This is a genomic window from Frigidibacter sp., assembly GCF_030695035.1.
In the GTDB taxonomy this organism is placed as follows: Bacteria; Pseudomonadota; Alphaproteobacteria; order Rhodobacterales; family Rhodobacteraceae; genus Frigidibacter.
Map to the genome: position 1 here is coordinate 44,779 of NZ_JAUYTT010000022.1, position 11,834 is coordinate 56,612.

The 11,834-nt window shown below is 60.3% G+C and carries 10 protein-coding genes; all 10 read left to right on the plus strand.

Annotation, left to right across the window (positions count from 1 at the left end):
• The first annotated feature begins 237 nt into the window (after positions 1 to 237).
• The 10 genes from Q8S30_RS18750 (at position 238) to Q8S30_RS18795 (ending at position 11,833) form a co-directional block, all read left to right on the plus strand.
• The gene (locus tag Q8S30_RS18750; RefSeq protein ID WP_305667543.1) at positions 238 to 1,842 is read left to right on the plus strand and encodes an ABC transporter substrate-binding protein; all 1,605 of its coding nucleotides are present in this window, start codon (positions 238 to 240) and stop codon (positions 1,840 to 1,842) included.
• A 424-nt stretch (positions 1,843 to 2,266) separates the two neighbouring features.
• Positions 2,267 to 3,832 carry an ABC transporter substrate-binding protein gene (locus tag Q8S30_RS18755; protein ID WP_305667544.1) on the plus strand — a complete coding sequence of 522 codons (1,566 nt, stop codon included), beginning with the start codon at positions 2,267 to 2,269 and terminating at the stop codon, positions 3,830 to 3,832.
• 60 nt (positions 3,833 to 3,892) lie between these two features.
• Entirely contained in the window at positions 3,893 to 4,831 is a 939-nt protein-coding gene (locus tag Q8S30_RS18760; protein WP_305667545.1) for an ABC transporter permease, read from the plus strand.
• A gap of 49 nt (positions 4,832 to 4,880) precedes the next feature.
• On the plus strand, positions 4,881 to 5,708 hold the full coding sequence (locus tag Q8S30_RS18765; protein ID WP_305667546.1) for an ABC transporter permease: 828 nt from the start codon (positions 4,881 to 4,883) through the stop codon (positions 5,706 to 5,708).
• Positions 5,705 to 6,715, plus strand: a complete 1,011-nt coding sequence (locus tag Q8S30_RS18770; RefSeq protein ID WP_305667547.1) for an ABC transporter ATP-binding protein — start codon at positions 5,705 to 5,707, stop codon at positions 6,713 to 6,715. The genes Q8S30_RS18765 and Q8S30_RS18770 overlap by 4 nt, the downstream gene beginning before the upstream one ends.
• A 10-nt stretch (positions 6,716 to 6,725) precedes the next feature.
• Entirely contained in the window at positions 6,726 to 7,748 is a 1,023-nt protein-coding gene (locus Q8S30_RS18775) for an ABC transporter ATP-binding protein (RefSeq protein WP_305667548.1), read from the plus strand.
• A 187-nt stretch (positions 7,749 to 7,935) separates the two neighbouring features.
• Positions 7,936 to 8,772: an aldehyde dehydrogenase family protein gene (locus tag Q8S30_RS21135; protein ID WP_371135559.1), complete on the plus strand. Its 837-nt coding sequence runs from the start codon at positions 7,936 to 7,938 to the stop codon at positions 8,770 to 8,772.
• A gap of 530 nt (positions 8,773 to 9,302) precedes the next feature.
• Positions 9,303 to 10,091 (plus strand): glycosyltransferase family A protein, encoded by a 789-nt coding sequence (locus Q8S30_RS18785; protein WP_305667549.1) that lies wholly within the window; start codon positions 9,303 to 9,305, stop codon positions 10,089 to 10,091.
• Positions 10,088 to 10,909 carry a hypothetical protein gene (locus Q8S30_RS18790; protein WP_305667550.1) on the plus strand — a complete coding sequence of 274 codons (822 nt, stop codon included), beginning with the start codon at positions 10,088 to 10,090 and terminating at the stop codon, positions 10,907 to 10,909. Before Q8S30_RS18785 ends, Q8S30_RS18790 begins: the two co-directional genes overlap by 4 nt.
• Positions 10,910 to 10,915: 6 nt before the next feature.
• Positions 10,916 to 11,833 (plus strand): glycosyltransferase family 2 protein, encoded by a 918-nt coding sequence (locus Q8S30_RS18795; RefSeq protein WP_305667551.1) that lies wholly within the window; start codon positions 10,916 to 10,918, stop codon positions 11,831 to 11,833.
• Position 11,834 lies beyond the last annotated feature (1 nt).

An 11,834-nucleotide genomic window follows, 5' to 3' on the forward strand; every position in this document is an offset into this window, starting at 1 on the left:
AAGCGCAAGCCTAGCATCTGGCCTTCGCCCGGGGCAGGCGCCATCCCATCATCAGGCGCGGCAAGCAGCCTTGCCAGACTTATAGCCCCGGCCGTGACCTGCGGGGGCTGGGCTCCGCGCGACAGGTGTGCAGCCATTCATAACCTTCGGCAATGTGCTGCCCGCCCCAGGTGTTTGGACAGGTTTCAGTGTCGGCCATAGCATTGCCAAAATATAAATCCTGCAGGGAGCCTGAAAATGAACTGGATAAGAGCCTTGATGCCCCTTGACCGGCTCGCGGTCGGCGCTTTGGCGGCTGCCGCGACACTTCTGCTTGCAGTCCCGTCAATGGCCGAGCCCAAGCGCGGTGGGATCGTCACTGCAGTGGTCAATCCCGACCCGGCCTTCCTGGTGACGGCACACAACCCGATCGGCGGGGCGCTGGATATCTCGAGCAAGATCTTCGAGGGACTGGCCTCCTACGATCTGGACATGAAGCTGCAGCCCGCGCTGGCCGAACGCTGGGAGGTTTCTCCCGACGGGCTGACAACGACCTTCTATCTGCGAAAAGATGTGCAATGGCATGACGGCGTCCCCTTCACGTCAAAGGATGTGGCCTTCACGCTGGAAAAGATCTGGAAGGTCATGCACCCCCGTAACCGTGTCGTGATGTCCAAGGTCGAAAGCGTCGAGACCCCCGATGACCACACTGTCATCTTGCACCTATCCTCGCCCGCGCCCTACCTGCTGGCGGTGGTCAACGGCAATGAAAGTCAGGTCGTGCCGCAGCACATCTATGACGGCGAGGATGTTGGCGCGCGTCTTGTGTCGGAAACCCCAGTGGGCACCGGCCCCTTCAAGCTGAAGGAATGGCGCAAAGGCGAGGCCATCATTCTGGAGCGCAACCCGGACTATTGGCAGGAAGGCAAGCCCTATCTCGACGGGATGATCTATCGCGTCATCACCGACGAGGCCGCCCGCGCCGCCGCCTTCGAGACCGGCGAGATCCAATACGGCGTCTTTGGGCCGGTCAGCCCCTGCACGGCACAGCGCTTGGTCAATGTCGAGCATCTGGGGGTCGAGACCAAGGGCTACCAGTTCTTTGGGTCGCGCTATATCATGGAGGTGAACACGCGCCGCCCCGAACTTTCTGACAAGCGGGTGCGGCAGGCTATCGCCCATGCCGTGGATGTCGACTTCATCCTGGAAAATGTATTCTGCGGCTATGGCGTCAAGTCTACCGGCCCGGTTCCAGTCGAGTTGACCGAATTCTACACGCCCGACGTGCCGACCTATCCTTATGACCCTCAGCGCGCCGAGGAACTTCTTGACGAGGCGGGTTATCCGCGCGGCGCGGACGGCACACGCTTCAAGATCTATCACGATCCGCTACCCTTCGGCGCTTCGTATACCCGCGCCGCCGAGGTGGTGAAGCAGAACCTGCTGGACGTGGGGATTGATGTAGAAATCCGCATGCAGGACACACCGACTTGGCTGACCCGCATTTACACCGATAACGATTTCGACCTTACCAGCAACACGCCCTCGGCCCTGCCGGATCCGACCCTTGGCATCCAGCGTGTCTACTGGTCGAAGAACATCATCAAGGGTGCCCCGTTCAGCAATGGCTCTGGCTATTCCAATCCCGAGATGGACGAGGTGCTGGAGGCCGCCGCCAACGAGCCCGATGCGGAAAAGCGCAAGGAGTTGTTCTATCGCATGCAAGCCATCGCGCAGACGGACCTTCCGGTGATCGACCTCTTCGTGCTGCAGCGCACCACGATCTACGACAAGAAGCTGAAGAACCACACGATGCAGGCGGACGGATATACCAACTTCGCCGACGCCTATCTGGAAGAATAGCCCCACAGGCTCGCGGCTTTCGCGCCCTCGCCCCCGGGCCGGGCAAGCACAAACCACAATCGCCGCGCTCCTGGAATGGGCCGCGGCGATTGCTCGTAAAGCCGACCCCTGCTGTCCTTCCCGATAAGCAGTCGGCGCGTGAAGAATGAATTGCTCAAGGAGCAGGGGACAACCTTCGCGGCGTGGGAACTATAACAATTGAGTATAAACTGCCCCTGTCAGATTTTTTGACCGAGGCCCCGAAAGCGCGCAGTCTGATCCTGTGCAAAGCGTGAAATGACAGGCTTGCACTTCGCATCAGGGCTCTGCCCAAGACGCTGCGCGTGGCGCCTTTGGCGCCAAGCCCCACGAATTCAAGGCGCCGCAGAGCGCCTCTCCGTCCGCCCGTAGGCAACGGTTGCAATCTCCAGCAGAGGAATTCCGAATGACCACTTTCTCCCGCCGTTCTCTTCTTGCCGGTTCGGCCGCCCTGGGCGCCACGCTGGGGCTGAACCTTTCAACGCTGCCAGCGCTGGCTGAGGACGGCAGCATGACCCTGCGCCTGCCCCTCATCCGCGCCAGCGGCAATCTGGACCCGCAACGCTACGTGGGCATCTTTGCCGTTCAGGACATGGTTTTCGACCCGTTGGTCCACTATGGCCCGGGCGGCCAGATCGAGCCGGGTCTGGCCGAGACTTGGGAGGTGGCGCCCGATGATACCGGCATCACCTTCCATCTGCGTCCGGGTGTGACCTTCACCGATGGCGAGGTCTGGGATGCCACCTCAATGGTCTGGAACCTGGAGCGCTGGTTGCCAAAGGAAGATTACCGCTGGATGCAGATCGCCAACAATTACAAGGACATCGAGGTGATCGATCCGATGACCGTGGCCCTGCATTTCACAAAGCCCACCCCAACCGCCTTGACCGAGCTGAGCTATGTGCGCCCCGTGCGCTTCCTCAGCCCCAAGGCGGTTGATGCCGAGGGCATTTACAGCGCGCCTGTCGGCACCGGCCCCTGGATGGTTGAAAAGGATGGTCCGGCCGGCACCGATCTGGTCCCGAACCCGGGCTACTGGGGCACACGTCCCGCTATTGACCGCGTTTCGCTGGTGGTAATTCCCGATGGCCTGAGCCGCATCTCCTCGATCATGAGCGGCGAGATCGACGCTGCCGGGGGCAAGTTCATCGCGCCGGTCAGTCCGCAAGATGCCACCACGCTAAAGGCCAACGGCGTCACTGTCGTGACAGAGACTGGCACCGACACGATGATCCTTGGTTTCAACCCGCGCAATGATCTGTTCCGTGATGCCCACATGCGTGAGGCCTTCAACCTGCTGATCGACCGCGAGGGCATCGCTCGGGTGGTGATGAAGGGCTACGCCAAGGCGACAATGAACCTCTACCCCGAGGTGATCGCCCATGCTGGTACCCGTTTTGACGTCCCCGCGCGCGATGTTGAACGGGCAAAGGCGCTGCTGGAAGAGGCGGGATGGATAGGCGAGGGAACACGCAGCAAGGACGGCAAGCCCCTGAATGTCGAGCTGGTGATTTCCGAAGATGCGGTGCCGGGATCGCGCGCATTGGGAGAGGTATTGCAGGCCGGTTTCCTTGAGGCAGGCATCGGTCTGAAGCTGCGCAACGTGGATCACGCCGCGCGCCATGGCGACATACCGCAGTTCAAGTATGACCTGTCCCTCTTCGTGACCAACGGGGCGCCCTATGATCCCTACAACACCATCGGGCTGATGTTCCTGTCGACGATCGCGCCGGGTACGGATGGCAAGATCTATGAGGACACGGCGCTTGATCCGCTGATCCTGGCCGCGCTTGCAGCGTCCGAGGCCGATCGGCCCGCAGCCTTCCAGGCGGTCTTTGACTGGCTGCACGCCAATTGGGCCATCGCGCCGTTGTTCCATGGCGACCGGATCTGGGCCCATGGCGACAGGATCAAAAGCTTCGCCATTCCGGCCACGGAATACGAGATGCCGCTGAAATCCCTTTCCTTGTAGGCAAGGAGCACCGCGGCCGGGATCCCCGGCGAAAACCCAGCAGATGCAAGGTTTGCCGAAATGCTTCGAATAACACTCAACCGCGCGGTCTCGGCGGCGGTTCTTATCATCATCGCCTCGATCTTTTCTTTTGTCATCATCGCGGCCTTCCCCGGCAATGTCGCAGCCCTGATTGCCGAAATGCGCGGCGGCTTTGTCAGCCAGGAGGTGGTTGATCGTGTTGCCGTGGAATACAGGTTGAACGATCCTCTGGTGCTCCGCTATTTTCACTGGCTTGGCGATGTGATGCAGGGCGACCTAGGCAGTTCTCTGCGAACGGGCGAAAGCGTTTCGACTGCGCTGGCGCAACGGCTGCAGCCGACGCTGGTGCTGGTTCTCGGGGGCAGTCTGGTGACGCTGATTGTTGGCACCTCGCTGGGCTTAGCCGGCGCGATGTGGCCCAACGGGCTGATCGACCGAACGATACGCGCCTTCGCGGTCTTCAACGTCTCGATGCCCAAGTTCTTTCTGGCGGCAATGCTGATCTATGTCTTCGGCGTGCAGATGCAGCTATTGCCGACCTTCGGCTTTCGCGGTCCGGCATCGTGGATCCTGCCATGTATCGCAGTGGGTGCCGTTCCCGGCGCATTGCTGAGCCGGTTGATGCGCGTGGGGCTGGAAGAGACTATGAGCCGCCCTTTCATTATCACCGCCAAGAGCAAGGGCTTTGGCCGCCGTCGGATCCTGTTCCGCGATGCGTTGCCAAACATCGTGCCCGTCTTCCTGACGACCTTTGGCATGAACATCGCCTTTATCACCCAATCCTCGCTGATCATTGAGCCGATTTTCTCGTGGAACGGTGTCGGGGCCTATTTCGTCGAGGCGGCGCGCTTCCGCGATCTGCCTGTGCTGCAGAGCTGCCTGCTGATGTTTTCGATCCTGTTCATCTTGGTCAATCTGGCGGTCGATCTGATCGTGATGATGGCTGACCCCCTGCAACGCCGTGCGAAGAGAATTTGAAATGAAATGGTTTAACGCACCTATCCGCATCGTTGGCTGGCCAACCCTGTTGCTGGTCCTTTCATTCGCCTTCGTGGCCATATTCGGGTCTGTCGTCAGCCCCTATGATCCGGCGGCCCAGAACCTCATGCAGGCGATGCAGCCCTTCAGCCCCGAGCATTGGCTGGGCACCGACAACCTGGGCCGCGACACGCTGAGCCGGCTGATCGCAGGGGCCCAGACAACGCTGATCGGTGTGACGAGCATTCTATTGCTGGCCGGGACCGTGGGCATGATCTTGGGCACGCTGGCGGGATATTTCGGCGGTTGGCTGGACGAGATCGTGATGCGGCTTTGCGATTTCGGTTTCTCGGTGCCAAGTCTTTTCGTGGCGCTGGCCATCGTCGGGGTCTTCGGGCCAAGCTATGGCAATATGATCCTGGCGCTGGCGATCGCCTGGGTGCCTATCTACGCGCGCCTGACGCGCGGGGTGGTGGCCGCCGCCGCAAGCCAACCCTACATCGAAAGCCTGCGCGTGCTGGGCGCCAGCCCTGCGCGCATCATCTTTCGCCATCTGATCCCGGTCGCCTTGGGTCAGGTGCTGGTCTATGCCAGCGCCGATGCCGGACTTCTGGCGCTGGCGATCGCCAATCTCAGCTTTCTGGGGCTTGGCGTGCAGCCGCCACAGGCGGAATGGGGGCAGATGCTGGTCTCGGCCATGCCCTATATCCAGGAAGCGCCGCGTCTGGTGATCCTGCCCGGGCTTGCGCTGACGATCCTTGTCGTCGGTTTCAACCTTCTTGGCGAGCGCATCGCCCTAGCAAAGAACCCTCGCCCGATGGCCCGCCGCAAGCTTTCGCTGCGCCGGGCCATCTTCAAGCAGGAGATGTCGGCATGACCCGGAGCGCCAGGCAAACCAAGCCCCTTCTTGAGGCCATCGATTTCTCGGTGACGCTGCACACACCCAGCGTCAGCGTCCGCCCTGTCGATCGCGTGAGCTATTCTGTGGAACCGGGCGAGGTTCTTGCCATTGTCGGCGAAAGTGGCAGCGGCAAGACCATCCTGAACATGGCACCGCTGGACTTGCTCCCCGTCGGCGTCAATGCCGACATGGAAGGGGCCGTCAGGTTCGAGGGTGTGGATCTCCTGAAGATGTCCGCCTCCGAACTGGAAGCCATCTGCGGCGGGGGTATTGGCGTGGTCTTTCAAGACCCGCTCTCGGCCCTCAATCCCGTGCGCAAGATCGGCCGGCAACTGACAGAGGGGATCGAGCATCACCTCGGGCTTACGGCAGCTCAGGCCGACAGCCGCGCAGCCGAGCTGATGACTTTGGTTGGTCTTTCCGATCCCAGAAGCCGGATGCAGCAATACCCGCACGAGCTGTCAGGCGGGATGCGCCAGCGTGTCGGCATTGCCATGAGCATCGCGGGCGAACCAAGGCTTCTGATAGCAGACGAGCCGACCACTGCGCTGGACGTGACCGTGCAGGCCCAGATCGTGGCGCTGCTGAAGGATCTGCAGAAACGACTAGGCATGGCCATCGTTATTATTACCCATGACTTCGGCGTGGTCTCGGGCCTCGCCGACAAGGTGGCGGTGATGTATGCGGGGCGGTTGTCGGAGATCGGTGGCGTGCGTGACGTGCTGATCGAGCCGGCTCATCCGTACACGCAAGGCCTTCTGCGCTCAGTCCCTTCACTGACGGTGCCGATGAACACGAAGTTTGCCGGATTGCCTGGCCAACCGCCGAACCTTGCGCGCCGCATCGAGGGCTGCGCCTTCGCGCCGCGCTGTGCCGAGGTTCGTCCGGAGTGTTCGGTCCACCGCCCCGCTCTTCTGTCGGTGCCGCGCTCGGCCACCGGCCATCTTGCGGCCTGCCCGGTCGTCATCAATCATCCCGCCTGAGGCCCTGCAGATGTCAAAACCCCTTCTCAGCATCGTCGATCTGAAGACGCACTTCCGCGACAGCCGCACTGGGGCAGATATCAGGGCCTGCGACGGGGTCACGCTTGATATCAATGCTGGCGAGATCGTCGGCCTCGTGGGCGAATCCGGCTGCGGGAAATCAACCCTTGGCCGCACGATCGTCGGGCTGGAACGCGCTCGCTCGGGGCAGATCCGCTTTCGTGGGGAGGAGGTGCTGGCCCTGCGCGGCAGTCGGGGCGCGGCGACCCGGCGCAAGATCCAGTATATATTCCAGGATCCGCTCTCCTCGCTCAGTCCGCGACAGACCATCGGCGAGGCCATCGACGAGGCGTTGGTGATCAATGGCGAAGGCAATCGAAGCGCGCGACGGGCCCGCATCGCCGAGCTTCTCGAAGCGGTCAGCCTTCCGGCCCAACTGACCGATCGGTATCCTCGCGAAATGTCCGGAGGGCAGCGCCAGCGTGTCTGCATTGCCCGGGCGCTGGCCGCCGATCCGGATGTGCTGGTCTGCGACGAGCCGGTGAGCTCTCTTGATGTGTCGATCCGGGCGCAGATCATGAACCTGTTCCTGAAGCTTCGCGATGATCTGGGTATGGCTTGCCTGCTCATTGCCCACGACCTTGCGATCGTCAGGCTGGCTGCGCAGCGTGTTTACGTCATGTATCTGGGCAAGATTATGGAGCAGGGAACCAGTGCAGAACTCTATGGCCATCCAGCGCATCCCTACACCCAGGCGTTGCTGAGCGCGGTGCCACTGACCAACCCAGTCCAAGAGCTGGCCCGGCGACGCATCCTGCTTTCAGGCGACGTGCCTAGCCCGATGAACCCACCCTCCGGGTGCCGCTTTCGCAGCCGTTGCCCGGTCGCGCAACCTCTGTGTGAAACGTTCCCTCCAGCGGCGGCGCTGAGCGCAAGCCATGTGGCGCATTGCCATTTCGCCGGGGAGTGCGACCTTGCTTCGATCAAAGCGAACGCCTTCTCCGCACCCCACCTTGTCCATGTGCAGGGGTGATCCGGCAATCTGGCGGATGGCACCGAGCTGTGAGCTTCCGCCGGCTTCGTGAACAGCGGGTCAAGCTAGTTGTTCAGTCCCTGCATCTGGTGGATCGGGTCGAGGATGAACCGACCGGGCTCTGATGTCCGGATTTGCAGATGTATTCATAGGGCGTGAGACCGCCTTCGGTCCAGTCGTCGCCCTCATCCACGCCCGCGATGTTGACCATGCCATCGACCTTGCCAATGACAGGGAATATGGCCTCGGCGCGGCGCTGTGGACCGGCGACATCGACCGGGCGAGGGTTCTCAGCCGCCGGATCGAGGCGGGGGCCGTGTTCATCAACGGCATGACCGCGTCGGACCGGCGTTATCCGCTCGGGAGCTTGGCATCTACGGCATCCGCGAATTCGTCAACACCCCCCCGTCGTGACGCATTCCCGCGCCGTCGATCTGGGCTGATCGGGAATGCGGCAGACACTACCCCACCAGGGCTTCACAGTGGCATTCGCCCTTGCCGGGGTCGGGGTTTTGACCCTGTTATCCCTCCTTCCTGTTTGGTCCGATGGCCGCTTGCCTGCTGGTGGCGCTCTGCGGGCGCCGCTTCGGTCGTTGGGGTAGGTGTCGGTCGCGACGCGCACCGTCCTCGGCGGGGCTGTTGGGACCGCTGTCACCCCTGCGCCGGTCGGTCAACTCCCGCAGATGGCGGGGTCCATCGCCCTCGTGCCGGTCTATGTGGTCTTGATTGCGCTGATCGGTGTGCCGTTCTTCCGCCATGTCTGCGCGAGCGAAGCTTGCGATCCCAGTACTGCAGCTTTGACGGCGTGCTGTCAAAGGTCGCCTCCCACCGACGTGACCACCAGTTGCGGCCATCGTCCTCGCCCCTGACGGGTCCACAGCTGTTCAGCGGTTCGGGTCCAGAGCAGCGGATCCGGTTCCTCGTCGCGGATGTCCAGCAGAGTCGGGCCGAATCCTCTACTCGTCGCGCCGCTTGGCATCATCCCGAGCTCCAAGTCTTTTCAGCCCGTTGGATTCCTTGGTGAAATTTCTGTCCCAATAGTTTCTGCTCGCACCCTCCGCATACTGTTGGGGGGCAAGTAGGCCCCAGAGGGAGGCGACATGTCAGGTTTCGGCCCCTTCTTTATGTCAAGCAGGATACGGATACCTCGGCTGAACAGGCGTTGCGGAACGCAGGATTGCGGTCCAGCCGCGCACATGTCACGCTGAACGACGATGGCGAGTTGTGTCGATGAGCCAATCAGCTTACAAGACGTCGGGTCATCCCCGGATGGAGAATCTGGAAAAAATGATTGTGCAGCATGTTGACTTCGCGCCGGCTCTTTCGAGGAACCGGAATGTCTGTTACAATCGTGTGCGTTTCAGTGGTAGAGAAGTGAAGGTTAGGGGCGTTCATCGAGATTCGATGGGCCCTGAAACACTTGTGCACCGAATGGTTTGGGTTGCAGCATGGCGGAGCCAGAGGGGGCGTTCAAAGCTCCGACTCAGTGGCTCATGTTGCCAGATCTGAAATAAGAATGGGCATCTTCGACCCGCTGGGCATTCTGGAGGATGCATGATAGATCAAGCTCCGATCTCGGTTGTTATTCCGAGTTATAACAGAGCAGCGGTTATTGTTCCGGCTATTCGTTCCGTTTTAAACCAAAGCTTGCGGCCCTTGGAAGTCATTGTGGTTGATGATGGGTCTGTCGATGAGACCAGACAGGCCGTTGAGAGCGTGAATGACCCGATTGTACGTTATGTCCGACAGGACAACAGTGGTGCGAACGCGGCCCGCAATCGCGGAATCGAGGAAAGCAGCTACCAGACTGTGGCCTTTCACGACAGCGATGACATTTGGCTTCCTGAAAAGCTGAAGCTGCAATGGACGCATATGCAATCCAGTGGTGTGGCAGCCAGCTTTGGCCGATTCATTCGCGTTACGGAAAGCAGCTCGAAGCTCTATCCCGTCGAAAAGCCCATTGATGACGTGATCAGCGTCATACGGGAGACGGCTTTCCATCGGAATTTCCTGTCGACGCAGACTCTGGTCGTGGACCGGGATGTAATCCTGAAAATCGGCGCATTCGATCCTCTTTTGAAGCGCTTTCAGGACTGGGACGTCATGATGAGGCTGGTCGGAAGCGTTGATTTTGCCTTTCACTGGGAGCCGCTGGCGCTGGTCATGGACAGTCAGGACAGTATCACGCGGAATTACACGGCCGGGATCAATGCCCGGAAAAGAATGTTGAACAAGTATGAGCCTGAGTACAGCGCAAGACGCAAAAGCAGGCTGATAATGAAAAAAGATATACTTGTACGGCAGGCGGCGCAGATGCTCCAGAAGGGGAGGATTGCGTCTTGAAGATATCCATCTGTCTTTTCGGAATAACCCGGTCGCTGCCCTACACTGCAAATTCGATCAATGATCACGTGATCGCTGCGGCGCAGAAATTCGGAGAGATCCGGGTTCATGGGCATTTCTACAATGTCAAGGCGATCCGCAATGCGCGAAGCCTGGAAAACTCGGTCATAAAATCCGGCCATTATGATCTACTGAACTTCGACAAACTGGAGATTGAAGAGCCGGACATCTTCCTGCCGACCAGTTCGTTCGAGAAGGTCAAGTCATATGGCGATGCTTGGGAGGATGACTTCCAGTCGCTGAAAAACTTGTTTCACCAGCTGCATTCCATCGACAAATCCTACAAGCTGGCCGGGGATTATGCTGCGGATATCACGCTGTTCGCCCGACCCGACCTCTTGTACCATGATGACCTGACCGAGATTTTTGAGCGCGCCGCCGCGATCAAATCCGACTCGGCAGTGCTGGTGCCAAGATGGCAGGCATTTGGCGGCGTCAATGACCGGTTCGCCCTTGCAATTGGTGATACGGCGGCCAGGGCGGTTTCTGGCCGGCTTGGACTTGCAGAACGTTTCTGCTCCACCGGTTCCGAGCCGCTGCACTCAGAACGGCTGCTGAAGTTTGCCTTGGACGAGGCTAGCGTTCGGATCGAAACGCATGGCCTGCGGGCCTCGCGCGTTCGATCCAACGGGTTGCGGGCGAAGGAAATTTTTGACCATAGCCTGCCGGGACGAATCAAGGCGAATGCGGCCTACAGGATAAACCTGCTTATGGATCGAATTGGACTTGGCCTTCCGTCGATCGCGACCAAGGAATAATTCTGAATGAATACCAGCTTCGCGGTGATCATACCTGTTTATAACGGTGGCGAACTTTACAAGCAGCTTCTGGCCAGCTTGCCCAAGCAGACCCTTCAGCCGTCTTGTGTCCTGGTCATGGATTCTGGGTCGACAGATGGTTCGCTGGAAGCCTCGGAAGCATTCGGCGCCACGGTTGTGCGCGGAACGACAAGCGAATTCAATCATGGCGGAACGCGTTGGCGTGCGGTCAAGCATCTGCCGAAGCCGGTCGAAGTGGTTCTCTATCTGACCCAGGATGCTGTGCCTGCGCATGATGAGGCATTTGAGCGTATGATCGCGCGGTTTGACGAGCCGCGTCTTGGCGGTTGTTTCGGTCGCCAGCTGCCGCGCATGGGGGCCGCGCCTGCCGAAGCTTTTGCGCGCAACGTCAACTACTCGGACAGCTCGTATCGGGTGGATTACCGCGGGAAAAGCGCCCGCAATTTCCGGGACACCCTGTTCTCAAATTCTTTCTCCGCCTACCGAGTTGCCGCCCTGGAAGATATCAACGGCTTCCCCGAGGACGTCATCCTTGGCGAGGATGTCCTGGCCAATGTCGCAATGCTGGAAAAGGGGTGGATCACCGAGTATGTCGCCGATGCGATGGTCCGTCACAGCCATGACTATACGCTGCGGGAAGAGTTCCGCCGGTATTTCGACATCGGCGTGATGCACCGGCGTGCACAGGATATTCTCGGAAGTTATGGTCGGCCGACCGGGAAGGGCAAGGAATATGCCTTGGCCGAGATTAAGCACATGCAGCCGCATGGCCTGATGGAAGCAGCTCGCTCTGTTCTGCGGAGCGGGGCCAAGCTTGTCGCGTATAAGCTGGGCCTGATGGAACACAAGCTGCCCCTGTCGTTCAAGCGCCGCATTTCCATGCACCACCGGTTCTGGAAGTAGC

Bases quoted from the DNA above. Each gene is read 5' to 3' on its own strand.
- Q8S30_RS18755 (WP_305667544.1), top strand. From the start codon at position 2,267: ATGACCACTTTCTCCCGCCGTTCTCTTCTTGCCGGTTCGGCCGCCCTG.
- Q8S30_RS18775 (WP_305667548.1), top strand. From the start codon at position 6,726: ATGTCAAAACCCCTTCTCAGCATCGTCGATCTGAAGACGCACTTCCGC.
- Q8S30_RS18760 (WP_305667545.1), top strand. From the start codon at position 3,893: ATGCTTCGAATAACACTCAACCGCGCGGTCTCGGCGGCGGTTCTTATC.
- Q8S30_RS18750 (WP_305667543.1), top strand. From the start codon at position 238: ATGAACTGGATAAGAGCCTTGATGCCCCTTGACCGGCTCGCGGTCGGC.
- Q8S30_RS18785 (WP_305667549.1), top strand. From the start codon at position 9,303: ATGATAGATCAAGCTCCGATCTCGGTTGTTATTCCGAGTTATAACAGA.
- Q8S30_RS18795 (WP_305667551.1), top strand. From the start codon at position 10,916: ATGAATACCAGCTTCGCGGTGATCATACCTGTTTATAACGGTGGCGAA.
- Q8S30_RS18770 (WP_305667547.1), top strand. From the start codon at position 5,705: ATGACCCGGAGCGCCAGGCAAACCAAGCCCCTTCTTGAGGCCATCGAT.